This window comes from Pseudomonas kielensis, from assembly GCF_014236655.1.
Taxonomy (GTDB): domain Bacteria; phylum Pseudomonadota; class Gammaproteobacteria; order Pseudomonadales; family Pseudomonadaceae; genus Aquipseudomonas; species Aquipseudomonas kielensis.
The window spans coordinates 84,059-107,236 of sequence record NZ_JACMYG010000012.1 but is presented as its reverse complement, the minus strand read 5'-3'; the positions used below and the strand labels follow the sequence as shown (position 1 = coordinate 107,236).

Below are 23,178 nucleotides of genomic sequence, written 5' to 3'. Positions count from 1 at the left end.
ACGATGACTACGCCAGTTTCGCGTCATGAGGGCATCCCCTGCGCCCAGGATGACGACCCGCAAGAAACCCGCGAATGGCTCGACGCCCTGGCCTCGACCCTCGCCGCCTGTGGCCCTGAGCGCGCCCGCTACCTGCTCAAGCGCCTGGAAGAATACGCCGGTGAACACGGCATCAACCGCGACGCCCAGGCCTTTTCCGCCTACCGCAACACCCTGTCGCTGGAGCAACAGGGCACCTACCCCGGCGACCTGCTGCTGGAAGAGCGCATCACCGGCCTGCTGCGCTGGAACGCCCTGGCCATGGTGGTCCGGGCCAACCATGCCTACGGTGAACTGGGTGGCCATATCGCCAGTTACGCCTCGGCGGCGGAGATCTTCGAGGTCGGTTTCCAGCATTTTTTCCGTGGCGATGGCGACACTGGCCAGCGCAACGCCGACCTGGTGTTTTTCCAGCCGCACTCGGCACCCGGGGTGTATGCCCGGGCCTTTCTCGAAGGGCGCTTGAGCGAAGAACAACTGGCCAACTACCGCCAGGAAATCAACGGCCCCGGGCTGTGTTCCTACCCTCACCCCTGGCTGATGCCGGACTTCTGGCAGTTCCCCACCGGCTCCATGGGCATCGGTCCGATCAGCGCGGTGTACCAGGCGCGGTTCATGCGTTATCTGCAGCACCGCGAACTGCTGCAGACCGAGGGCCGGCACGTCTGGGGGGTGTTTGGCGACGGCGAGATGGACGAACCCGAGTCCATTGCCGGCCTGTCCCTGGCCGCCCGCGAGCAACTGGACAACCTGACCTTTATCGTCAACTGCAACCTGCAACGCCTGGACGGCCCGGTGCGCGGCAACGGCCAGATCATCCAGGAGCTCGAAGCGCTGTTCGCCGGTGCCGGCTGGAACGTGATCAAGGTGCTGTGGGGCTCGGAGTGGGATGCACTGTTTGCCCGCGACACCGACAACGTGCTGCTCAAGCGCCTGGCGGCCACCCCGGACGGCGAATACCAGACCCTGGGTGCCCATGACGGTGCCTACAACCTGGAGCACTTCTTCCAGAAGGACCCGCACGTGCGGCGCCTGGTGGAACACATGAGCGTCGAGGAGATCAATGGCCTCAAGCGCGGCGGCCATGACTTGCGCAAACTGCACGCCGCCTTCGCCGCCGCCAAGGCCTGCAAGGGCCGGCCGACGGTGATCCTGGCCAAGACCAAAAAGGGCTATGGCATCGGCGCGGCCGGCGAGTCGCGGATGACCGCGCACCAGGCGAAAAAACTGGATGTCGCCGCCCTGCTGGCGTTCCGCGACCGCTTCCACCTGCCGTTGTCGGACCAGGATGTCGAGCAGTTGCGCTTCTATCGTCCGCCCGAGGACAGCGCCGAAATGCGCTACCTGCGCGCCCGGCGCCAGGCCCTGGGCGGTCCGCTGCCGGCGCGCAAGAGCGCTGCGCCGCAGATCCCGGTGCCGGCGCTGGCGCTGTCCGGCGGTTTTGCCCTCAAGGCCGAAGGCAAGGAAATGTCCACCACCATGGCCGCCGTGCGCCTGCTGACCGCCTGGCTCAAGGCGCCAGAGCTGGGGCCGCGGGTGGTGCCGATCGTCGCCGATGAAGCGCGCACGTTTGGCATGGCCAGCCTGTTCCGCCAGATCGGCATCTACTCGCCCCACGGCCAGTTGTACGAACCGGAAGACAGCGGCTCGATCCTCTCCTACCGGGAGTCACGCAATGGCCAGTTGCTCGAAGAAGGCATCACCGAGGCCGGCGCCCTGTCCTCCTGGGTCGCGGCCGCGACCTCCTATTCCGTGCACGGCGTGCCGATGCTGCCGGTGTACATCTACTACTCGATGTTCGGCTTCCAGCGGGTCGGCGACCTGATCTGGGCCGCCGCCGACCAGCGCTCCCGGGGTATTCTGCTCGGCGCCACGGCCGGTCGCACCACCCTCGGTGGCGAGGGCCTGCAACACCAGGACGGCTCCAGCCTGGTGATGGCGGCGATGGTGCCCAACTGCCGCGCCTGGGACCCGTGTTTTGCCGGGGAACTGGCCGTGATCCTCGACCACGCGGCCCGGCGCCTGCTGGAACAGCAGTGCGACGAGTTCCACTACGTCGCGGTGATGAACGAAAACTACCCGCAGCCGAGCCTCGACGACAGCCTGCATGCCGATGTCCTGCGGGGCCTGTATCGCTACTCGCGCAGTTGTACCGAGGCGTCGCGCATTCGCCTGCGCCTGGTGGGCTCCGGGGCGATCTTGCGTGAAGTGCTCGCTGCCAGCGAACTGCTCGCCAATGACTGGGGCATTCACACCGAGGTGTTCAGCGCCACCAGCTTCAGCGAACTGGCGCGCGAGGCCCGCGAGATCGAGCGCGACAATCGCCTGCACACTGGCGAGCCGCGCCGCAGTCATCTGCAAGACCAACTCGGCGGTCGCCAGCCGATCATCGCCGCCAGCGACTACGTGCGTGCCTGGCCGCAACTGATCGGCCAATACCTGGAGGCGCCCTACACCACCCTGGGCACCGACGGGTTCGGCCGCAGCGACAACCGGGCCAACCTGCGGCAGTTCTTTGAGGTGGATCAGCACAGCATTGCCCTGGCCGGTTTAAAAAGTCTGGTGGACCATGATGGCCTCGACGCTGGCATACTCAGCGAGGCGATCCGCCGCTACCGCCCCGATCCATCGCGCAGCGCGCCCTGGGATCGCTGAATCAACTGCAAGACCTTTATGAGTCATTACCCACAGGAGTGGAACACCATGAGTCGTATCAATAAAAAAACCACCCAACTGCTCAGCGCCATGATCCTTGCCGGCCTGTCCTGCCATGCCCTGGCTGAGGACACCATCCGCATCGGCATCGCCGGGCCGAAAACCGGCCCGGTGGCGCAATACGGTGACATGCAGTTCAGCGGTGCCCGCATGGCCATCGAGCAGATCAACGCCCGTGGCGGCGTCGACGGCAAACAGCTGGTGGCCGTGGAATACGACGATGCCTGCGACCCCAAGCAGGCGGTGGCGGTCGCCAACAAAGTGGTCAACGACGGCATCAAGTACGTGGTCGGGCACCTGTGCTCCAGCTCCACCCAGCCAGCGTCGGATATCTATGAAGACGAAGGCATCGTGATGATCACGCCAGCGGCAACCAGCCCGGAACTGACCGCCCGCGGCTACAAGATGATCTTCCGCACCATCGGCCTGGACAACGCCCAGGGCCCGGCGGCGGCGCGCTACATCGTGGGCCTGAAACCGGCCAATGTCGCGGTGCTGCACGACAAGCAGCAGTACGGTGAAGGCATCGCCACCTCGGTGCGCGATATCCTCGGCAAGGAAGGCATCAAGGTGGCGATGTTCGAAGGCATCAACGTCGGCGAACGCGACTACTCCTCGATCCTGACCAAGCTCAAGCAGGCCAATGTCGACTTCGTGTACTTCGGCGGCTACCACCCGGAAATGGGCCTGCTGTTGCGCCAGGCCAAGGAAAAAGGCCTCAGCGCCCGCTTCATGGGGCCGGAGGGCGTGGGTAACGACTCGATCTCGCAGATCGCCAAGGACGCGGCCGAAGGCATGCTGGTAACCCTGCCCAAATCCTTCGACCAGGACCCGGCCAACCAGGCGCTGGTGGCCGCATTCACCGCGAAACAGGAAAACCCCAGCGGCCCGTTTGTGCTGCCGACCTACTCGGCGGTGGACGTGATTGCCGGCGCGATCGTCGCGGCCAAGAGCGAAGACCCGGAAAAAGTTGCCGCCGCGATCCACAGCGGCACCTTCAAGACTCCTACCGGTGACCTGAGCTTCGATGAAAAAGGCGACCTCAAGGACTTCAAGTTCGTGGTCTACGAATGGCACTACGGCAAGCCGAAGACCGAAGCTGAGCAAAGCGCCGGTCTCTGACGCTATGCCGATCAGTTAAGCAATTTGCGCAGCCCTTGTAGCAACTGCTGTCGCTTGACTGATCGGCGCGCACCGCTTGCCTTAATCCGGGTCCAGCAACCCACCGTTCCAGTTGCGCGACACCTGGCTGCCGGTGAATTTCGCCACCACCATGCCCTGGGGCACCAGGCGGTCCCGATAGCGGGTGACCATCCGCCCGGCCTGCTCGGCCAGCAACACCACCTCGGAAGACGGATCCCCCGGGCGCCCGATGATCCGCGCAAACCGTTGCCCTTGCTCGACGAAATCCCCCAGCGTCTTTTCAAACACCAGCACCCCCGCACGCGGCGCCAGAATGGTTTCCATCTGGCCCATGTCCATGGCCTCCACGGGCCAGTCCGCAGGCTCACGCGCCTCATCAATGACCCCATGGCCACACAGCCAGGCATACAGGCCCTCGGCGTCCTGCGTGGCATGGTCATCGCTGACATCGCCCTGCCCGCGCAGCTCCAGGGTCGCGGCCATTTGCCGCTCGTTCCCCCCCGTACGGAGCCAGGGGGTTATCAGGGTTTCTTCGAACGAACCGTCACCGCCGTCATCCCAGATGATCACCACCTCCATGCGCATCGCCGCCGCCAGCGCGCGGCCGCGGGGCCAGAAGCTGCGGTGCAGGTAGAGGTAGGGCAAGGCTTCATCGTCGGTGTGCAGGTCCAGCACCACGTCGGCGTTGGAGGCCAATTGCACCAGGCTTTTTTGCCAGTGCTGAACCACGGTGGACGGCTGGAGCATCGCCGCCGACTGGTCGAATCCACGGTTGAAATTGTGCCCCGTGGCCTCGTGGAAACGCCCAAGAATCCGCCCCTGGCGAAACTGTCCGATGCCCAGCGGATTGGCCTGGGGCACCACCGTGACCGAGCCCTTGAGCCGGCCCGCGGCTTCGGCTCGCGCCAGCTTGGGCATCAGCAGGTGCAGCACCAGCATGCCGGCGATTTCATCGGCGTGCACCGCAGCCTGCAGGTGCACGGTCGGTCCCTGGCCATCGCCGGCGAAACGCCAGGCGCCGACCCGCACCGGGTCGCCGTTATTGTTCGGCACACTGAATGAAATATCCTCGGCCATCCCCCTGTCCTCCCCTGTTCATTGCTGCTGCTCAATGGATTGTCGGTCGCACTCGGCCTGCTCCTGCGTCACCGGCGGATACAGCGGCTGCGAGACCGAACATTCAGCACCGACCACCTCCTGGGAGCCATGCCGACCAAAGATCATCGCCAGGGTGCCGCTGACCGCGATCAACCCGGCGCCCAGGATCAGCGAGCCGTCCAGCAGCGTGCCCCAGACCAGGCTCGACAGGGCAAAGGCCCAGATCAGCCCGGTGTACTCGAAGGGGGCGAGCAAGGTCGCGGTGGCCCGCTGGAAGCTGGCGAACAGCAGGAACTGGCCGATCCCGCCCACCAGCCCCGCCGCAAGCATGCCCAGCCAGGCCGGGGTCGGTGCCGGGGTGTGGGTCCAGGGCAGCGCCACCAGCATGCACACCACAAACACCCCATTGGTGATCAGCATCTGCTCCAGCACTGAGGTCTGTTCATCGACCTGGCGTAACTGGATGTAGGTGAAGGCCCAGCACATGGCGGCCAACAGGGTCAGCACCACCGGCCAGGGGTCCTGTATCTGGGTCGGGCGGCAGGCAATCACCACTCCGACAAAACCGATGATCAGGCTCACCCACTGCCAGGCGTTGGCGCGCTCCTTGAGCATCAACGCCGCCAGCACCGTGACCATGATCGGTGCCGAGAAATACAGGGTCGTCATCTCCGCCAGCGTCAGGTCGCGGGCGGCGGTGTAATACAGCAGCCAGGCGACAATCGACAACAGGCCGCGCACCACCAGCAAACGCCGGCTCGGCGAACGCCAGGCCCGTTGCACCAGTTGCAGGCGGCCCACCAGCAGGCAGGCGACGACCACCACCAGGCCGCGCCAGAACAGGATGCTGACCACCGAGTAATCGGCCACCAGCCACTTGATAGCCGCGTCCTGCAAGGCCAGGAAGGCGTAGCCCAGGGTGCACAGGCCAATGCCCTGCAATGAACGGTCGACGCGCGAACTGTTCATCACACCGACCTGCGCACAGGGGTGCCGCGGCGTTCGACGAAGGCAAACAGCGCCTCGATCAAAAACGTCAGGCAAACGTACACCAGGGCCACCAGCAGCAACGGTTCATAGACCTGCAGGGTCTGGGCCCGGACGACGTTGGCCGCGCCCAGCAGGTCGATCACCGCGATGGTCGAGGCCAGCGCCGTGGACTTGAGCAGCATCACGCACTCGCCGGCCAGGGTCGGTAACAGCAGGCGCATCGCCCGAGGCAGGCGCACCCGCAGCAGCGCCTGGCGCGCGGTCATGCCAAAGGCCGAGGCCGCTTCCATCTCGCCCTTGGGCACGGCCAGCAGGCCACCGCGAATCACTTCACCGACATAGGCCCCCACCGACAGCACCAGGGCGAACACGATGTACCAGTAGCCATCGCGCAGGTAGGGCCAGAGGAAGCTGGCGCGCAGCAGCGGGAACTGGGCAAACAGGCTGCCCAGGCCGTAGTAGAAGATGTAGATCTGGATCAGCAGCGGCGTTCCGCGCCACAGGCTGGTGTAGAACAGGCTGGCCTTGGCCAGCAGGCGGTTTTTCGAGATCCGCGCCAGGGCCACCAGCACCGCCAGGACGAAGCCCAGCACGCTGGCGATCAACAGCAGGCTGATGGTGGTCTGCAACCCTCGGCCCAACAGGGCCGCGTACTCGGTTATCCACGCTGCAATCATGTCATTTACTCAGCCAATGGCATCCAGCGACGAATGCGTCGCTCCAGCCGTCCCGACAGGTAGTTGGACAGTAGCGTCACCGCGTAATACAGCGCGGCGGCGGTGAGGTAGAACAGCAGGTAGTGACGGGTCGAACCCGCGCCCTGCTTGGCGGTGTACAGCAACTCGTTGGTGCCGACCACGCTGATCAGGGCGCTGTCCTTGATCAGGTTGATCCACAGGTTGGCCATGCCGGCCATCGCATAGGGCGCCATGATCGGCAGGGTGACGCGCCGGAACAGGCCAAAGCCGCTGAGGCCGAAGGCTCTTCCCGCCTCGATCAGGCCGAAAGGTATTGCCTGGATTGCCGCGCGGAAAATCTCCGAAGCGTACGCCCCCTGCACCAACCCCAGGACGAGGATCGCCGCCAGTGGCCCGCTGACGTCGAGCGCGTCGTAGCCCATGCGCGCCATAAGGGCGTTGAGCAGCATGGAACCGACGTAGTACAGCAGCAGGATCAACAGCAGTTCCGGGACCGCACGGAACAAGGTGGTGTAGCCGCGCATCAGGGCGGCGATCGGTTTCGGCGCGCCCAGCTTGAGGCAGGCCACCACCAGGCCGATCAGCAGCCCGACCACGAAGGCCCCGGCGGATATCTGCAGGGTCATCCACAACCCGCGCAACAAAGCCCCACCCCAGCCTTGTTCGCTGAAGCCGATCAATTCGAACATTGCAGGCATTTCACTCTCCGGTTACCGACCGCCAACCCCCTGTGGGTCTTGCTCGCGAACGACTCAAGAACGCCGCGTTGAATCAGGCTCGGCGCGTTATCGTTAACGACCATCGCGAGCAGGCTCGCTCCCACAGACCGGGTTCACAGCATCATCATGTGCACCACTGCACCCCATGTGGGAGCTGGCCTGCCAGCGATGGCGGCCTGAGCCATGGCGCATAATCCAAAGGCCTCATCGCGCCCACAGGGGGATTGGTTGCAGATTGCGCGTGCCGTCGTCAGAAGGCGGGTTTTACGCTGGTTCCGAAGTAGTGTTGCGACAGGTCGTCATAGTCCTTGCTCGCCAGCAGGGTCTGGATCGCCTGGTCCAGGCGTGCCTTGAGTGCGGCGTCGTCCTTGCGCAGGCCGGCGCCGACGCCTTTGCCGAAGATCGGGTCGTACGGCACGGTACTCAGGTAGGCGAGGTCCTTGGCATCGGCCGTCTTGACGAACTCAGTCATGGCGGTGCCGTCGGCCATCATCAGGTCAAGACGCCCGGCGATCAGGTCGGCGTTGGCCGAGTCCTGGGTGTCGTAGTACTTCACGTCGGCGATTTTTTCGTATTTGGCCTTCAGGTAGCTGGCGCTGACGGTGGAGTTCTGCACGCCGATGATCTTGCCCTTGAGGTCATCCGGGTACTTGCTCACCGTGCTGCCCTTGGGCCCGACCACGGCGATCGCCGAGTCGTAGTAGGCCTTGCTGAAGGCGATCTGTTTCTCGCGTTCGCTGGTGACTGACATCGAGGAAAAAATCACGTCGATCTTCTTCGCCAGCAGCGAGGGGATGATGCCGTCCCACGCCACTTCCTTGATCTCGCACTCGGCCTTCATTTCGCTGCACAGCTTGTGGATCAGGTCGACCTCAAAACCTTTCCACTCACCGTTGGCCTGCTTCTCGGTGTACGGCGGATAGGGTTCGGCCGCCACCGCGAACCTGATCGGCTGTGCCTGCGCGGCGCTCATGCCGGCCAGCATCACGCAGGCCACGCCCGTCAACCAGTTTGCCAAACGTCGATTTACCATGATGTTTCCCGTCTTGTTATTGTGCTTTAGCGAGTCTGATGAGCGTTGACGAACTGCCGGCAACGCTCGCTGCGTGGGTGTACAAACACTTGGTCCGGCGTACCGCTTTCCTCGATCAGCCCCTGGTGCAGAAAAGCGACGTTGGATGAGACATCGCGGGCGAAGGCCATTTCATGGGTCACCAGGATCATGGTCCGGCCTTCTTCGGCGAGTGAGCGGATCACCCGCAGCACCTCGCCCACCAGTTCCGGGTCGAGGGCCGAGGTGGGTTCATCGAACAGCATGACTTTGGGACGCATGGCCAGGGCCCGGGCGATAGCCACCCGCTGCTGTTGGCCGCCGGAAAGAAATGCCGGGTATTCATTGCGCTTGGCGGCCAGCCCCACTCGTTCGAGCAAGGCTTCAGCGCGTTCGGTGGCCTCGGCCCGGCTCTCGCGCAGGACCTGGGTCGGCGCCTCGATCAGGTTCTCCAGTACCGTGCGATGGGGCCAGAGGTTGAAGTTCTGGAACACCATGCCCAGGCTCGAACGAATCCGCACCAGTTGCCTGGCGTCGGACACCAACGGCGCGCCGGGACGGGAATGGTTGAGGCGGATGCTTTCGCCGTCCACCAGGACGCGCCCCTGGTCCGGCACTTCGAGCATGTTGATGCAGCGCAGCAAGGTGCTTTTGCCCGAGCCACTGGCGCCGATCAGCGAAACCACTTCGCCTTCGCGGGCCGTCAACGAGACGCCCTTGAGCACCTCGATATTGCCGAAACGTTTATGCAGGCGATCGACCTCGATCATCGTCCGGGCTGCCTGAGGAGTTTCCCTGACGTCAGCATCCAGGCCTGGGATTCGCTCTACCAAGGGTGAAAACCGCATGCCAGTGCCTCGTTCGAAAAGAAGAAAGCCAAGCCCGCAACCAGCCGGGGAAAGAAGGTGCGCTCAACATAGTTCAAGCTGAACAGTCGTTCAACAGAAAACTCGGCGGGGTTCGCGTTCGATGCCAACAGGTCGTTTTCACGACAGTGCCGATGGCAGCGGCCGCGGATTGGTGGTGCACTGAATGCCACAGCCGATTCGGCTGTGGGGCTGGGGTTTTCGACCGCAACCGCTGCGCCATGGCCACGGATTGGCCGAGATTGTCCGACGATTGCCCCGACAATGGCGCTATGGCCAACCCCCTGCATCTCCCCCTCAAACACTAATAAAAAGGTACGCCTATGACCCGTTACGTTGACGTCAATGACCTGAGCCGCCTCGTCCAGGCCAAAGGCCTGACCTGCTGCCTGACTGAGATGGCCGAGTACATCCGCCAGGACTACCTGCGCTGGGAAGACTTCGAGAAATGTGCCCGCCTGGCCAACCATTCGCCCGAGGGCGTGATCGAGTTGATGCCGGTGTCGGATGCTGCGCTGTACGCCTTCAAGTACGTCAACGGCCACCCGAAGAACACCCACAACGGCCTGCTGACGGTCATGGCCTTTGGTGCGCTGGGGGATGTCGATACGGGCAAGCCAGTCCTGCTCAGCGAGATGACCCTGACCACCGCCATTCGCACCGCCGCCACTTCCGCCCTGGCCGCGCGCTACCTGGCCCGCCCGGACAGCCGACGCATGGCGCTGATCGGCAACGGCTCGCAAAGTGAATTCCAGGCCCTGGCGTTCCACACCCTGCTGGGCATCGACGAACTGAGCCTGTACGACATCGACCCGGCCGCCAGCGCCAAACTGCAGGCCAACCTGAGTACCTACCCGGCCCTCAAGATCACGATTGCCGCCAGCGTCGCCGATGCGGTGCGCGGGGCCGATATCGTCACCACCGTGACCGCCGACAAGGCCTACGCGACCATTCTCACCCCGCACATGATCGAACCCGGCATGCACCTCAATGCCGTGGGGGGCGACTGCCCTGGCAAGACCGAGCTGCACCGCGAGATCGTCGAGCGGGCCCGGGTGATCGTCGAGTACGAACCGCAAAGCCGCATCGAGGGCGAGATCCAGCAGATGCCCGCGGATTCGCCGGTGGTCGAGTTCTGGAAAGTCGTCAACGGCCAGGAACAGGCCCGAAGAAACCCCGAGGAAGTCACCCTGTTCGACTCCGTGGGTTTCGCCCTCGAGGACTACTCGGCCCTGCGCTACGTGCTGGACGTGGCCAAGGCCCTGGACATCGGCAGCGAGATTGAACTGGTGCCGACGCTACAGGACCCGAAAAACCTGTTCGCCCTGCTGCAGCCGCCCGTGGCCGCCGCGCACTTGCGCCGCGCCTGAGTAACCGCCCTCGGCTCAGGGATCGACCTGGCCCATCAGTTCGGCCACCGTCTCCGGGCGTTTGGCATACCGCTGGGCCAGTACCGCACAGACCATCAGTTGAATCTGGTGGAACAGCATCAGCGGCAGGATCAACAGACCGATGGTGCTGCCGGCGAACAGCACCTGGGCCATCGGTACGCCGGTGGCCAGGCTTTTCTTCGAGCCGCAGAACAAGATGGTGATGCGGTCTTCCTGATTGAAGCCAAAGGCTTTGCCCAGCAGCGTCGCCGCGATCAGCACCAGCGCCAGGACGATGCAGCAAGCCAGCACCAGGCCCGCCAGTTCCCACAGCGGAATCTGCTGCCACAGCCCTTCGCTCACCGCCTCGCTGAAGGCGCCGTAGACCACCAGCAGAATCGAGCCCTGATCGACGAACTTCAGCCAATGCTTGTTGCGCCCCACCCAGGCGCCGATCCAGCGGCGCGCGATCTGCCCGGCCACAAACGGCAGCAGCAACTGCAGGCTGATCTTGAGGATGGCATCGAGGGTCGAGCCGCCATCGCCGTGCACATTCAGGAGCAAGGCCACCAGCAAGGGCGTGAGGAAGATTCCGAACAGGCTGGACGCCGCCGCACTGCAGATGGCCGCCGGAATGTTGCCGCGCGCCAGGGAGGTAAAGGCAATCGCCGACTGCACCGTTGCCGGTAACGCGCAGAGGTAGAGCATACCCATGTACAGCTCGTTGCCGACCATGGGTGAGAGCAGCGGCTTGAGCGCCAGACCCACCAGCGGGAACAGTACAAAAGTCAGGCCGAACACCAGCAGGTGCAGGCGCCAGTGGCCGGCGCCGGCAATGATCGACTCACGGGACAGTTTGGCCCCATGCATGAAAAACAGCAGGGCAATCGCGGCATTGGTCAGCCAGCCAAAGCCGACCGCGACTTGGCCGCTGACGGGCAGCAGGCTGGCCAGGAGCACCACGCCGATCAGGGTCAGGGTGAAGTTGTCGGGCAGGAAACGGGGGCGGGTCATCGGGATCATCCGGGGGTTGCCAAGAACGTAGCGGCGACTCTAACGTGACTGCGTATTACCGACTAACGCCAAAGAGCCAGCAGATGCCGCCTAAAGGACATGACCAGAGCTACCGGCGCAGTGTGCCCGGGCTGCCCAGCCTGCCACGACCGGTCTACGGGCGCACCGAATCGCTGCCCAATCGCGCCCTGACCCGCCGCCACAGCCATCCCTGGGTGCAGTTGTCCTACGCCATTCAAGGGGTGCTTGAGGTGCAGACCAGCGCCGGACGCTTCGTCGCGCCGCCGCAACGGGCCGTGTGGATCCCCGCCGGCGTGCCACACCGGGTGTTCAGCTCGCCGCGCACGGAAATGCGCAGCCTGTACCTCGATTGCAGCGTCACCGCCTGGGCGCAGCCGCGATGCCATGTGCTCGGAGTCAGCGACCTGTTGCGCGAACTGATCCGCCGCTTCAGCCAGATGCCGGTGGAGTACCAGGAGGACGGCGCCCAGGGGCGACTGGTGCAGGTCCTGCTCGACCAGTTGGCCGAGGCGCCGCAGATCGACCTGATGCTGCCGCTGCCCCAGGACAGTCGCCTGCAGAAAATCTACCAGAGCCTGCAACTGCACCCGGAGCAGGCCACCACCCTGGGCCACTGGAGCGAAAAGTTCGCGGTCACCGAGAAGACCCTCAGCCGGCTGTTCCTGCGCGATACCGGCCTGACCTTTCGTGCCTGGCGCCAGCGCTTGCGCCTGCTCGGCGCGCTGACCCCGCTGGAACAGGGCGAGCGCGTCACCGACGTGGCGCTGGCCTGCGGCTACGACTCGACCTCGGCTTTCATCGCCGCCTTCCGCCAGCAATTCGGCGCCACACCCGGGGAGTTCTTTCCCTGAGCGCACGACGAGCGTGCTGCGACCAATTGTCCCGAAGCCGGCACCCTACGCCGCGATTTTGATAGGATGCTGCCCTTTCACGGTGACCCCCCTGCCAGGTCAACTCGACTGCCAGGTGGCCAAAGGGCGTTGACGCATGAGTGTTTTGATGAATCGCCGCAAGGTGATTGCAGGTATGGGGCTGTTGGGCCTGGGGCTGCTGACCGGCTGCGACACTCGCGGCGAGCTGTCGTACAAATACGGCAAGGACCTGAGTGACAAGATCCTGGGGCGCACCTTCAAGTTGAAAGACACCAACGGTGATGTGCAAACCCTGTCGAGCTTTCGCGGCATGATGCCGATGGTGTTCTTCGGGTTTACCCAATGCCCGGCGATCTGCCCCACCACGCTTGCGCGTGCGGCGAAAATCAAGAAGCTGATGGGCAAGGATGGCGACCGCCTGCAGGTGATCTTCATCACCCTGGACCCGGAACGCGACACCCCACAAGTGCTCGACGCCTACGTCAAAGCCTTCGACCCGTCGTTTGTCGCGCTGTACGGCAGCCTCGAAGAAACCGCCGCTACGGCCAAAGAGTTCGACGTGTTCTTCGAGAAGGTCCCCAGCGGCTCGACCTACACCCTGTCCCACACCGCCACCAGTTATGTTTATGACTCCCGGGGCACCCTGCGCCTTGGATTGTCCCAGTCACTTTCGGCACAAGAGTGTACGGAAGACCTGCTCACTGTCATGGAGGTCTGCTAATGACCGCAACGTTCAGCAAAAGCCGTATCAAACAGTTGGTCCTGGGTGTTTCCCTGCTGGGCCTGGCCTTGCAGGCCTCGGCCCAGACCCAAGTCGATGACGCCTGGGTTCGCGCCACCGTTGCCGGACAGCAGGCCACCGGGGCGTTCATGACCCTCACCGCCAGCACCGACAGCAAGCTGTTGGGCGTGCAATCGCCAGCGGCGAAAATCGTCCAGGTGCATCAGTCGACCATGAAAAACGACGTGATGAGCATGCAAGCGGTGGAGTCCGTCGTCCTGCCGGCCGGCAAGGCGGTGTCGTTCGACCCCCACGGCTACCACGTGATGCTGATTGACCTGGTGGCCCAGGTGAAGGAAGGCGACACCGTGCCGCTGACCTTGATCGTCGAAAACGCCAAGGGCGAAAAAGAGTCAATTGAAGTCAAGGCTCCGGTGCGGGCGCTGAACATGGCCGACCACAAGATGTAAACCAGGGTCGTGGCGCACCGGTTGGCGATTGCAGTGTTGATCCTCTCGAAGGTAGTATTGAGAACGATTCACACTAACATCTGGAAAGCCGACCGGTGCAACCCCCTTCGACCCGCAAGCTGGGCTTCTTCTTCAGCGACCATCACCGCTGGCTGTTGCAGCATATCCAGCGTCGCCTGCGCAATCACGCGGACGCCGAGGACACTGCCGCCGATACCTTCTGCCAGATGCTGGTGGCCCGGGTCGACCCCGACAGCATCGAACAACCGCGCGCCTTCCTGGCGACCATCGCCCGCCGCCTGATCTTTGACCGCCATCGTCGGCGCAAGCTGGAGCTGGCGTACCTGGAGCGCTTGTCGGCACTTCCCGAATTGCTCGCGCCCTCCCCCGAAGAACAATTGCAGCTGATTGAAGCCCTGGTGGCGATTGACCGGGCCCTCGACGGCTTGCCCCTGGTCGTCAAGGCCACCTTCCTCTACAGCCAACTGGACGGCCTGACGTACGTCGAGATCGCCCGCCGGCTGGACTTGTCCGAGCGCACCGTCAGCCGCTACATGAAACAGGCCCTGCGCCAGTGCTGCCTGAGCGAGATGAGCTCATGAGTGCGCCGCGCCTGGACCCTCTCAGCGAGCAGGCCATCGACTGGATGGTCAAGCTGCGCGCCGGCCAGCCCGACGCAGGACTGCAAGAACGCTTCGATGCCTGGCTGGCCATGGACCCTGCCCACGCACAGGCCTGGGCCACGTTGCAGGAACGCCTCGGCGGCTCGTTTAATACCCTGCGCGCCCTTGATCGACGGGTTCCCGGCCAGGCCGCGCAAGCTCGACAGTTGCTCCTGCAACCCCAGGAATCGCGCCGCGATGCACTGCGGCTGATCGCCGGCCTCGGCCTGCTCGGTGGTGGTCTGTGGCTGGGGGCGCGCAGTTCACTGGGCGACAACCTGTTCGCCGACCTGCACACCGGGCGTGGGCAGCGCCGGGACTTCAACCTGGCCGATGGCAGCCGCCTGAGCCTGAACGCCGAGAGCGCGGTCGACTTGCAGTTCGATGGACAACAACGACTGGTGATCCTGCGCCACGGCGAACTGCTGATCCAGGTGGCCGCCGATCCCCGGCGTCCGTTGCGCGTACGCACCGCCCAAGGCGAAGTGCGCGCGCTGGGCACGCGTTTCCTGGTGGCCCAGGAGCGTGATGCCAGCCGGGTTCTGGTGCTTGAGCATGCGGTCCAGGCGAGCCTGTTCGACGGCAGCCAGGCGGTCCTGCAGGAAGGCCAGTCGGCTCTGCTCTACCGGCAACGGATAGTCCGTCTCGCCGGTGATCAACGGCATCGCGCCGACTGGCTGGACGGGCGCCTGAACGTGCTCGACGAACCTCTGGAACAGGTGGTGGATGCCCTGCGCCCCTACAGCCGTGGTTTTGTCCGGGTGGCCCCCGCGATTCGCGATCTGCGGGTGCAAGGGGTATTCACCCTCAACGACCCGGACAAAACCCTGGCCGCCCTGGCGGAAACCCTGCCGATCCGGGTCCAGCGCTACAGCCCCTGGCTGACCCTGATTCAAGCGAAATGACAGCGGCCAGGATTATTTTTTGAAAATCGATCTTATTTGTGTCTGGTTTTCATTTCTTATCCCACCTATCTCCTGACACATCCACACGATCAGGAGAACGCTGTGTTTAACCCGTGGCCCAATGCCCTTTCCTTCGCCGTTGCCCTGGCAACCCTGGCCAGCCCTGCCCTGGTACAGGCGCAGAGCCTGTCCTTCAACCTCCCGGCCGGTCCGCTGGCCCGCACGCTGAATGCCATTGCCAGCCAGAGCGGGCAGATCATTTCCCTGGACCCTGCCCTGGTACGGGACAAGCTGGCACCCGCCGTGATCGGCCAGATGCCCACCGAGCAGGCCCTGCACACGGCCCTGGCCGGCAGCGGCCTGCAACTGCGCGTGACCGGGCAAGGCAACTACAGCGTCGAACCGACCACGGACAACCAGGACGCCCTGCAACTGGGGCTCACCAGCATTGTTGAACAAAGCACCGACGCCACCACCGAGGACTCGGGCTCCTACGCTGCCCGCGCGGTGACCATCGGCAAGGGCAACCACAGCCTCAAGGAAATTCCCCAGTCGGTCAGCGTGCTGACCCGCAAGCAAATGGATGACCAGGGCCTCACCGACCTCAAGGATGCGGCCAACCAGACCACCGGCCTGGTGGGCGTCCAGGGCGTCGGCAAAGGCATGATCCTGACTTCCCGCGGGTTCCAGATCGATGACTGGCAGTACGACGGCGTGCCCATCCCGCGCAATACCTACGCGCTCGGCAACTGGGCGACCCAGGACCTGATCTTCTTCGACCGCATGGAAGTACTGCGCGGTGCGTCCGGCCTGCTCCAGGGCGCGGGCAGCCCGGGCGGTGCGATCAACCTGGTACGCAAGCGCGGCCAGAACGCGCCGACCGTGGCCCTCACGGCCAAGGCCGGGACCTGGGATCACTACGGCCTGCAACTGGACGCCGGTGGCCCGCTGAACAGCAGCGCCACCGTGCGCGGCCGGGTGGTGGCAGACGAGGACCAGAGCCAGTCGTTCATCGACTATGAATGGAGCAAGACCCATTCGTTGTACGCGGCACTGGACTTCGACCTGCAGGACGACACCACCCTGGGCCTGGCCGTGAGCAATTCCGACGCCTCCGCCCGGCCCATGCTGCGGGGCCTGCCGCGCTACGCCAACGGCGATCCGGTGGACGTTCCGCGCTCGACCTACACCGGCTCCGGTTGGAACCGCTCGCACATCGACGTCACCACCGTCTATGCCGACCTCGAGCACCGTTTCAACGACGACTGGAGCGCCAAGGTCGGCGCGGTACGCATGAACGAAAACAACGACTCGACCCAACAGCGGGTGCAAAGCAGCGGGGATGGCCTCAACCTCGATGGCAGCGGTGTGCAATATGCCGACTGGGTGACCGACTTCGACTCCACCAAGGTCGGCCTGGACGCCAACCTGGTCGGCCGTTTCGAAGCCCTGTCGATGGCCCAGGAAATCATCGTCGGTGGCAACTACTCCAAGTTCACCTCCGATGACCGTATCGCCCGGACCTTCAACGACAGCAGCGACAGCATTTTTGCGATCAACCACCAGCGCCCCGCCATCAGCTACGACAGCCTGCTCAACACCCCGGGAGGGCGTGGCACCAGCAGCCGCTACGACATTCGGCAAAAAGGCCTGTACGGCACCTGGCGGGTCAAGCCGATCGAGCCCCTGACCCTGATCTTTGGCAGCCGGGTCAGTTGGTACGACTACCGCTACAGCGCCTCCAACGAGGCTGCCATCAGCCACGTCGTTACGGTCAATGAGCCCAGTAGCATGAGTGAAACCGGCGAAGTCACGCCCTTCCTCGGCGCCATCTACGCGCTCAACCCGCAATGGTCGGTCTACACCAGCTACACCGACGTGTTCCAGCCGCAAAGCGAGCGCGACGCCAGCGGCTCGGTGCTCAAGCCGGTGATCGGCAGCAACTACGAAATCGGCCTCAAGGGGGAGTTGCTGGACGGGCGGGTCAACACCTCGCTGGCGCTGTTCCGCTATGACCAGGAAAACCGCGCGGTAAATGACGTCGCGGCGGGCTATGCGTGCGATGGCTGGTACTGCTCGACGGCCTCGGGCAAGGTCCGCAGCCAGGGGCTCGACGCCGAGATCAGCGGCGAAGTGCTGGACGGCCTGCAACTGTTTGCCGGCTACACCTACAACACCACCAAGTACCTCGACGACCCGGTCAACGAAGGGCGAGTCTTCAGCCAGTGGACGCCCAAGCACATGTTACGGGTGTGGAGCGACTACCAGTTCAGCGGCGACTGGCGCCAGGTCAGCACCGGCCTGGGCTTCACCAGCCAAAGCCACACCCTGGGTTACGAGCGCACCTACGACGTCCCGGGCTACACCCTCTGGAACGCGCGCCTGGGCTATCAACTGAGCCCGGAAATCGGCCTGGCGCTCAACGCCAACAACCTGTTCGACAAACACTACTACGCGGCGGGCTACAACCAGCTCGATGGCAACAACAACTTCGGCGACCCGCGCAACCTGATGTTCAGCGTCAAATACACGCCGAGCTTCTAAATCCGTACTGTCAGGCGAGCGTGCTCGCGATGGACCTTAACAATGACGCGCAATGCCTGAGTCAATGCGTTGTGGTTGAGTTCATCGCGAGCAAACGTAGCCCCATCCGGCTCTTTCCGACCTCTGCTGGCTCAGGGAATCGCCTGGGCGATGGCCCTGGCAATGCGCGGGTCACTGAGGTAGCCGAGGATCGAATGGGGGTCGTCATGGCCGTTGTCGATGTCGGGATAGTTCTCGATCCCCGGGCCAAAATTGTCGTTGGTGAGCTCGGCCCGCAACGCGACAAAGTCTTCCGGGTCGGCACCGTTGACCCAACGCTGCACGTTGTCCGGCCGGGTCCGTGGCTTGGCGAATCCCTTGCGCACGCTGTCGATGCCCAGCGGCGAGCCGAGGGTCAGCAACAGCGAAGACTGGCGTGGCCGATCGTTTCTGGCGAATTCGCGCAGCAGGGAGTACGCCACAATCGTGCCCAGGGAATGGGACACCACGATGGCAGGTTCATCGTCCTCGAACAGCGGGCGCACCAGCTTGTTGACCTCATCGTGCACGTGCTGGTTGCGGATGTACGCGTGTGCCTGCCCCAGCACGCGCAGGGCCAGAGTGCCACGCAGCGGGGAAACGGTTTCGATGGCCCGGGCAATCGCCTTGACCCATTTCTTGTTGATGCCGGCGCCTTGCGGCACCACGGTGAGCTGGTCCTGAGCCTGGATCTGCGCTTGGGTGACCCCCAGGCGCAGGGCGATTTCTTCCAGCGCCTCGACCGCGAAGTCATCGAAGTCATCGACCGTGGCCTCGACCCCGAGGGCAATGGCCTGGTCCGGCACCTTGACTGAGCTGAGCGCCTCCAGCGTATCGCCGTAGTACGCGGCCTCGATACGCGACAGCCGGGCCAACGGATCGGGCCCATGGACCGCATAGGTTTTGTGCAGTTGGCCAAGCCAGGCATCGAGGATTTTCTGCGAACTTTTGCCTTGCTGGTTGATACCGTGGACCAGAATCATGCGCATGGTCGTGACCTCCGCGTCAGTGGCTCAAGAGAGTGGGACAGGTTCGAGTGGCTCCTGCGTGACCTGGATGTCAGCCAGTTGCGCCAAGGCCGCCTCGCCGGACGGCTGGATAACGCTGAACAGGCCCGGGCCCAGGTGCTCCACCACCTCCAGCGCCTGCTGGCGCCAGGTCGCCGCACTGACATCGCAGCGGGCGGTGGCGAGCGCGCTCCAGGCCTGGCGCATCCAGGGGATACGACCGGCAACCGGATGGTGGGCAAAGCCCGGCGTCGACTCGTAGGTGAAGCGTTGCTCGCGCTCTTGCGCGGTACGCGGTTCACGCGCCGCGACTGCGGGGATGTCGGCGTACAGCCGCCCCTCGACGGCGCTAAGCGTGCCGCCGCCGTAGAGAATGATATCCAGCGGCACCGGCTGCTGGTGCAGCCCATAGAACGCGGCCATCGAGCGCAGGCTGTCGACGTCACGCAGGCCGTCATAGAACTGCGCGGCGATGCAACCGAGGGTAATGATCCGGTGCTTGCCGTCGCGCAACAAGACGGCGCTATCGATGATAGCCTGGCGGCTGAGCAGGCCGGCCTGGGCCTGGGCCAGCAACTCGATGGCTTCCCGGCCTTCGTATTCGCTGGCACCCAGCGGGCGGTGGAACAGGCTCAGCGAGTCGGCGTCGATGATGTGCAGCGCCGCGACAAAGCCGTTGAGCACACAGACCGGGACGATGCGCCCGTCGGCCAGGGTCACCAAGACGTCACTCCAACCCAGGCTATCGCCACTGCCAGAGGACAACTCGATGCGCCACCAGCTCGGTTGCCCGTCGATGGCGCTGACCTCCGCGCTCGACGCCTGGACACTGATGACCTCGGCACCACTGACGCAGAGCCCGCACCCGGTCTCGAAATGGTCACGCACCGGGGCGCTGCCGACCTCGCTGACGAAGGCTTTGCGCCGGGCCTCACGGCCTGCCTGCAAGGCCCGGGTCTGGCTGGCCAAGGCAGCCTTGGCCGATCGAGGGGCTTTCAACCTGGCCTTGTCCACTGCCCGCACGCGGGCCTGGAGCATTGGCGGTTCGAGTTCAATCCAGGGGGCGGCCCCCGCGGTGGGCAGATTGATCTCGGCATTGAAGTGGATGGAGGGTGGTTCGGGTAATGGGGGCGGGCCCGGAATCTTCAGGTAGGTACGGTCGGTATAAAACCCCGGCCGGGGTCGCGCAACCATCCGCACCCCGTACTTGCCCGCCTGCTGGGCGAGCGTGCTGTCGAGGTAGCGCGCCAGGGACTGGCTGGTGACCAGTCTGTCCGCCCCTTCGGCATCGAAGAAGTCACCCTGGGCATCGCCCTCCAGTGCATCCAGCAAGACTTCGGTGAACAGACAGAAATCCTTTTGCTCGCCCTGGGCCTTGATCATGAACGCCTGCTTGCCGACATCGACCGCAAAGAACTGGTCCAGCTCATAGGGTCGTTGCTCCTCATCAGGCTGGAAGAGCACCGCACTGCCGACCAGATTGATGAATTGCGCGGAAAATTCCTGGCAGGCGTCACCGATCACTGAAACCTGCCGCGGGCCGTAGTACTCGAGCATGCGCTGCAGTGCGGAGACCTTGATCGCCTGACTGGAGTCTTTCTTCCAGTGGGTCAGGATCCAGTACTGGTCACCGACCGCCAATGCCGCACCGTGGCCGGCGAAAAAGATCACCAGCCGTTTGAGCAGGGCGTGGTCCGTGACCTGGTTGATGGCCTGGCTGATCGCCTCGCGCAGCAGCTCAACGGTGATTTCCGGCAGGTTGCCATCGTGTAGCAGCACGGTGATGTAGCCCTGCCCCCGGGCCCAGGCCGCCATCCGCTCCGCCGCCGTGATGGCGCCCGGCAGCGGGTCGAGCCCGCCGCCGGGCCTGGAAACCGCAATGGCAACGAATATCCGCTCACTGGCACTTGGCATGACCGCGCTCCGTTCCGGTACTGGCAAGCCCGTTGGCCGGCGTACCGGGTAGCAACCCCACCTGCAATCCTAGCAGTCACTGCGAAGGTGCGACGTGTCACGCCGGCATCAATCGACCACGAACAGCTTTGCCCCCTGGGCAGTGGAGGAACGGTGCCCTTCAGCGTCGTTGCCCACCTGATAGCTCATGCCCGGCGTCAGGGTGAACTGGCGCCCGTCTTCAAGTTCGGTGAGCAACTCCCCTTCCAGGCACAACAGGATATGCCCGCGCCAGCACCAGTGATCGGCCAGGTAGCCGGGGCTGTACTCCACCATCCGCACCCGCGTCGACGCAAACTGGCAGGTCCGCCAGTACGCCGTACCCGTTTGCCCCTCGTGCCGGGTGGGTTCGATGGTTGACCAATCGGTGGTGGCGAAGGGAATGTTTGTCAGATCCATGGGTGCCTCCTTGAGCACAGTTGATCGGCGCAAACTACCCATCCATCAGGACGGCCGATAGACACAGATGAGCTGCATTTGCGGGATACAGGCGCGCCGGGTCGATCGCGTTGCGGGCTCATGCCGACCTGGCCAGTACCTGTGCGGGTGATGAAATTGCTCATTGACGCAGGACCACCCGCCGCTTATTGATAGGCCCCGCCGATCACCTCACTATAAGGACGACTCAGTGACCAGCCTCAGACAGCGTGCCGCCCAGGGCCTGAAGGTGGGCGACAGCTTTACCCTCAGCCGCCACTTCAGCGACGCCGACATCCAGGACTTCGCGAAGATTTCCCGTGACTACAACCCGGTGCATTGTGATGCCCGCTTTGCCGAGGCTCGGGGCTTTCGGGCGCCGGTGTCCCACGGCCTGCTGACGGCCAGCCTGCTCACCGAAATCGGTGGGCAGATTGGCTGGCTGGCGGCAGGCATGACGTGCGACTTCAAGAAGCCGGTGTACGCAGGCGATCGCATCACCTGCCACTGGGTCATCACCGAGATCACCGACAACGACCGGGCCACGGCGACGGTGACCATGACCAACGAGGACGGCGTTGTGGTGTTGCAGGCCCATACCCGCGGCATCCTGCCGAGGGCAGAAGAACGGGAAATCCTCAGCCGGATGCTGGCCGAAGGCGACCCCAGCAACGGCGCCCGTGAAGTCTGCGCCCTGGCGACGCCTGCTATGCTGCCCTGACACCGCAACAGCCCGCCCCTCCTGCTGCTGGGGTCCGCCAACGATTTTCACGGGAGCGCCCAGATGAACCGTCTCACTGCGAAAGACTTTGCCCCTGAATTGCTGGAGCTCTACGACTACTACGCCCATGGGCGGATCAACCGCCGCCAGTTCCTCGATCGTGCGGCGTTGTTCACCTTCGCGGGCATGAACGCCAGTGCCCTGCTCGCCGCCCTGAGCCCCAACTATGCGCTGGCCGAACAGGTGGCCTTTACCGATCCAGAGATTCTCGCCGAGTACGTCACCTACCCCTCGCCCAAAGGCCATGGCGACGTTCGCGGGTACCTGGTGCGTCCGGCCAAGGCCAGCGGCAAGCTGCCGAGCGTGGTGGTGGTGCATGAGAATCGCGGGCTCAACCCCTATATCGAGGATGTCGCCCGACGCCTGGGCAAAGCCGGCTTCCTCGCCCTGGCGCCCGATGGCCTGAGTTCGGTTGGCGGCTATCCGGGCAACGATGACAAGGGGCGCGAGCTGCAGGCGAAGGTCGATCCGGCGAAGCTGATGAACGATTTTTTCGCCGCGATCGAGTGGCTGATGAAACACGACGCCAGCAACGGCAAAGTCGGCATGACCGGCTTCTGTTATGGCGGTGGGGTGTCCAATGCCGCCGCAGTGGCCTACCCGGAACTGGCGGCGGCCGTGCCCTTCTATGGCCGCCAGCCGGACGCCAAGGATGTACCACGGATCAAGGCGCCGCTGCTGTTGCACTACGGCGAACTGGACAAGGCGATCAACGAAGGCTGGCCGGCCTATGAACAGGCCCTGAAGGCCAATGGCAAGACCTATGAAGCCTACATCTACCCCGGCGCCAACCACGGCTTCCACAACGACTCGACCCCGCGCTACGACAAGGAAGCCGCCGAACTGGCCTGGAGCAGGACCCTGGCGTGGTTCAAGCGATACCTGGTCTAGCGGCTGCCCTGACAAGGGACCAAGTTGTTCGCAGATTTTGCATGTACCCACTCAACCTGGGGGAGCGAGCCCTGCTCGCGAAAAACCCGAGGGCGCTGCTGGGTGTCAGACTGTACGCGTCATCGTTGACGACCATCGCGGGCCAGCCCGCGCCCACCGTTATTTGCGGTGCTTGCAAATCCCGCATACACCCACTGAACCTGTAGGAGCGAG

At 64.2% G+C, this 23,178-nt stretch carries 21 protein-coding genes; 11 read left to right on the top strand and 10 right to left on the bottom strand.

Features of this window, described 5'->3' with window-relative positions:
* Positions 1 to 3 precede the first annotated feature (3 nt).
* Positions 4 to 2,694 carry an alpha-ketoglutarate dehydrogenase gene (mdeB, locus tag H7995_RS14145; protein ID WP_166591794.1) on the top strand — a complete coding sequence of 897 codons (2,691 nt, stop codon included), beginning with the start codon at positions 4 to 6 and terminating at the stop codon, positions 2,692 to 2,694.
* Between the two features lie 48 nt (positions 2,695 to 2,742).
* The gene (locus H7995_RS14140; RefSeq protein ID WP_166591793.1) at positions 2,743 to 3,876 is read left to right on the top strand and encodes a branched-chain amino acid ABC transporter substrate-binding protein; all 1,134 of its coding nucleotides are present in this window, start codon (positions 2,743 to 2,745) and stop codon (positions 3,874 to 3,876) included.
* Between the two features lie 81 nt (positions 3,877 to 3,957).
* Here H7995_RS14140 and H7995_RS14135 read toward each other — a convergent pair whose 3' ends face one another.
* The 6 genes from H7995_RS14135 to H7995_RS14110 all read right to left on the bottom strand — a co-directional run bounded on the left by H7995_RS14135 (position 3,958) and on the right by H7995_RS14110 (position 9,223).
* On the bottom strand, positions 3,958 to 4,974 hold the full coding sequence (locus tag H7995_RS14135; protein ID WP_185818514.1) for a M14 family metallopeptidase: 1,017 nt from the start codon (positions 4,972 to 4,974) through the stop codon (positions 3,958 to 3,960).
* A gap of 18 nt (positions 4,975 to 4,992) precedes the next feature.
* The gene (locus tag H7995_RS14130; RefSeq protein ID WP_166591791.1) at positions 4,993 to 5,964 is read right to left on the bottom strand and encodes a DMT family transporter; all 972 of its coding nucleotides are present in this window, start codon (positions 5,962 to 5,964) and stop codon (positions 4,993 to 4,995) included.
* A complete protein-coding gene (locus H7995_RS14125) occupies positions 5,964 to 6,662 on the bottom strand; it encodes an ABC transporter permease (RefSeq protein WP_166591790.1) in 699 nt (232 codons plus the stop codon). Before H7995_RS14125 ends, H7995_RS14130 begins: the two co-directional genes overlap by 1 nt.
* 5 nt (positions 6,663 to 6,667) lie before the next feature.
* Entirely contained in the window at positions 6,668 to 7,381 is a 714-nt protein-coding gene (locus H7995_RS14120) for an ABC transporter permease (RefSeq protein WP_166591789.1), read from the bottom strand.
* 271 nt (positions 7,382 to 7,652) lie between these two features.
* Positions 7,653 to 8,435, bottom strand: a complete 783-nt coding sequence (locus H7995_RS14115) for a transporter substrate-binding domain-containing protein (RefSeq protein ID WP_166591788.1) — start codon at positions 8,433 to 8,435, stop codon at positions 7,653 to 7,655.
* A gap of 26 nt (positions 8,436 to 8,461) precedes the next feature.
* Complete coding sequence (locus H7995_RS14110; protein ID WP_166591787.1) at positions 8,462 to 9,223, bottom strand: ABC transporter ATP-binding protein; 762 nt, start codon at positions 9,221 to 9,223, stop codon at positions 8,462 to 8,464.
* A gap of 419 nt (positions 9,224 to 9,642) precedes the next feature.
* Here H7995_RS14110 and H7995_RS14105 point away from each other — a divergent pair, with 419 nt between their 5' ends.
* Positions 9,643 to 10,689 (top strand): ornithine cyclodeaminase, encoded by a 1,047-nt coding sequence (locus tag H7995_RS14105; protein WP_166591786.1) that lies wholly within the window; start codon positions 9,643 to 9,645, stop codon positions 10,687 to 10,689.
* A 15-nt stretch (positions 10,690 to 10,704) separates the two neighbouring features.
* Here the strand turns inward: H7995_RS14105 and H7995_RS14100 are convergent, their stop codons facing one another.
* Positions 10,705 to 11,703, bottom strand: coding sequence for a bile acid:sodium symporter family protein (locus tag H7995_RS14100; RefSeq protein ID WP_185818513.1), 999 nt, complete (start codon positions 11,701 to 11,703; stop codon positions 10,705 to 10,707).
* 83 nt (positions 11,704 to 11,786) lie between these two features.
* On the opposite strand from H7995_RS14100, the gene H7995_RS14095 reads away from it, so the two are divergent.
* The 6 genes from H7995_RS14095 to H7995_RS14070 all read left to right on the top strand — a co-directional run bounded on the left by H7995_RS14095 (position 11,787) and on the right by H7995_RS14070 (position 17,898).
* Positions 11,787 to 12,575, top strand: coding sequence for an AraC family transcriptional regulator (locus tag H7995_RS14095; protein ID WP_095169077.1), 789 nt, complete (start codon positions 11,787 to 11,789; stop codon positions 12,573 to 12,575).
* A gap of 136 nt (positions 12,576 to 12,711) precedes the next feature.
* Positions 12,712 to 13,317: an SCO family protein gene (locus H7995_RS14090; protein ID WP_159996503.1), complete on the top strand. Its 606-nt coding sequence runs from the start codon at positions 12,712 to 12,714 to the stop codon at positions 13,315 to 13,317.
* Complete coding sequence (locus tag H7995_RS14085; RefSeq protein WP_166591784.1) at positions 13,317 to 13,787, top strand: copper chaperone PCu(A)C; 471 nt, start codon at positions 13,317 to 13,319, stop codon at positions 13,785 to 13,787. Before H7995_RS14090 ends, H7995_RS14085 begins: the two co-directional genes overlap by 1 nt.
* Before the next feature lie 95 nt (positions 13,788 to 13,882).
* Complete coding sequence (locus tag H7995_RS14080; RefSeq protein WP_095169074.1) at positions 13,883 to 14,389, top strand: sigma-70 family RNA polymerase sigma factor; 507 nt, start codon at positions 13,883 to 13,885, stop codon at positions 14,387 to 14,389.
* Positions 14,386 to 15,354 (top strand): FecR family protein, encoded by a 969-nt coding sequence (locus tag H7995_RS14075; protein WP_185818512.1) that lies wholly within the window; start codon positions 14,386 to 14,388, stop codon positions 15,352 to 15,354. Before H7995_RS14080 ends, H7995_RS14075 begins: the two co-directional genes overlap by 4 nt.
* Positions 15,355 to 15,456: 102 nt before the next feature.
* Positions 15,457 to 17,898, top strand: coding sequence for a TonB-dependent siderophore receptor (locus tag H7995_RS14070; RefSeq protein ID WP_185818511.1), 2,442 nt, complete (start codon positions 15,457 to 15,459; stop codon positions 17,896 to 17,898).
* A 131-nt stretch (positions 17,899 to 18,029) separates the two neighbouring features.
* Here the strand turns inward: H7995_RS14070 and H7995_RS14065 are convergent, their stop codons facing one another.
* From H7995_RS14065 to H7995_RS14055, 3 genes are all read right to left on the bottom strand, one after another.
* Positions 18,030 to 18,905 (bottom strand): hypothetical protein, encoded by an 876-nt coding sequence (locus tag H7995_RS14065; RefSeq protein ID WP_166591781.1) that lies wholly within the window; start codon positions 18,903 to 18,905, stop codon positions 18,030 to 18,032.
* Positions 18,906 to 18,929: 24 nt separating this feature from the next.
* Positions 18,930 to 20,837: a hypothetical protein gene (locus H7995_RS14060; protein WP_185818510.1), complete on the bottom strand. Its 1,908-nt coding sequence runs from the start codon at positions 20,835 to 20,837 to the stop codon at positions 18,930 to 18,932.
* Between the two features lie 108 nt (positions 20,838 to 20,945).
* Complete coding sequence (locus H7995_RS14055; RefSeq protein ID WP_166590613.1) at positions 20,946 to 21,275, bottom strand: DHCW motif cupin fold protein; 330 nt, start codon at positions 21,273 to 21,275, stop codon at positions 20,946 to 20,948.
* A gap of 229 nt (positions 21,276 to 21,504) precedes the next feature.
* Here H7995_RS14055 and H7995_RS14050 point away from each other — a divergent pair, with 229 nt between their 5' ends.
* Positions 21,505 to 22,014, top strand: coding sequence for a MaoC/PaaZ C-terminal domain-containing protein (locus H7995_RS14050; protein ID WP_185818509.1), 510 nt, complete (start codon positions 21,505 to 21,507; stop codon positions 22,012 to 22,014).
* A gap of 63 nt (positions 22,015 to 22,077) precedes the next feature.
* Positions 22,078 to 22,965 carry a YghX family hydrolase gene (yghX, locus tag H7995_RS14045; RefSeq protein WP_166590615.1) on the top strand — a complete coding sequence of 296 codons (888 nt, stop codon included), beginning with the start codon at positions 22,078 to 22,080 and terminating at the stop codon, positions 22,963 to 22,965.
* Positions 22,966 to 23,178 lie beyond the last annotated feature (213 nt).

Excerpts from the sequence above, each read along its gene's own strand:
- mdeB (WP_166591794.1), top strand. The coding sequence starts at position 4 with ATGACTACGCCAGTTTCGCGTCATGAGGGCATCCCCTGCGCCCAGGAT.
- H7995_RS14140 (WP_166591793.1), top strand. The coding sequence starts at position 2,743 with ATGAGTCGTATCAATAAAAAAACCACCCAACTGCTCAGCGCCATGATC.
- H7995_RS14135 (WP_185818514.1), bottom strand. The coding sequence starts at position 4,974 with ATGGCCGAGGATATTTCATTCAGTGTGCCGAACAATAACGGCGACCCG.
- H7995_RS14130 (WP_166591791.1), bottom strand. The coding sequence starts at position 5,964 with ATGAACAGTTCGCGCGTCGACCGTTCATTGCAGGGCATTGGCCTGTGC.
- H7995_RS14125 (WP_166591790.1), bottom strand. The coding sequence starts at position 6,662 with ATGATTGCAGCGTGGATAACCGAGTACGCGGCCCTGTTGGGCCGAGGG.
- H7995_RS14120 (WP_166591789.1), bottom strand. The coding sequence starts at position 7,381 with ATGCCTGCAATGTTCGAATTGATCGGCTTCAGCGAACAAGGCTGGGGT.
- H7995_RS14115 (WP_166591788.1), bottom strand. The coding sequence starts at position 8,435 with ATGGTAAATCGACGTTTGGCAAACTGGTTGACGGGCGTGGCCTGCGTG.
- H7995_RS14110 (WP_166591787.1), bottom strand. The coding sequence starts at position 9,223 with ATGATCGAGGTCGATCGCCTGCATAAACGTTTCGGCAATATCGAGGTG.
- H7995_RS14105 (WP_166591786.1), top strand. The coding sequence starts at position 9,643 with ATGACCCGTTACGTTGACGTCAATGACCTGAGCCGCCTCGTCCAGGCC.
- H7995_RS14100 (WP_185818513.1), bottom strand. The coding sequence starts at position 11,703 with ATGACCCGCCCCCGTTTCCTGCCCGACAACTTCACCCTGACCCTGATC.
- H7995_RS14095 (WP_095169077.1), top strand. The coding sequence starts at position 11,787 with ATGCCGCCTAAAGGACATGACCAGAGCTACCGGCGCAGTGTGCCCGGG.
- H7995_RS14090 (WP_159996503.1), top strand. The coding sequence starts at position 12,712 with ATGAGTGTTTTGATGAATCGCCGCAAGGTGATTGCAGGTATGGGGCTG.
- H7995_RS14085 (WP_166591784.1), top strand. The coding sequence starts at position 13,317 with ATGACCGCAACGTTCAGCAAAAGCCGTATCAAACAGTTGGTCCTGGGT.
- H7995_RS14075 (WP_185818512.1), top strand. The coding sequence starts at position 14,386 with ATGAGTGCGCCGCGCCTGGACCCTCTCAGCGAGCAGGCCATCGACTGG.
- H7995_RS14065 (WP_166591781.1), bottom strand. The coding sequence starts at position 18,905 with ATGCGCATGATTCTGGTCCACGGTATCAACCAGCAAGGCAAAAGTTCG.
- H7995_RS14060 (WP_185818510.1), bottom strand. The coding sequence starts at position 20,837 with ATGCCAAGTGCCAGTGAGCGGATATTCGTTGCCATTGCGGTTTCCAGG.
- H7995_RS14055 (WP_166590613.1), bottom strand. The coding sequence starts at position 21,275 with ATGGATCTGACAAACATTCCCTTCGCCACCACCGATTGGTCAACCATC.
- yghX (WP_166590615.1), top strand. The coding sequence starts at position 22,078 with ATGAACCGTCTCACTGCGAAAGACTTTGCCCCTGAATTGCTGGAGCTC.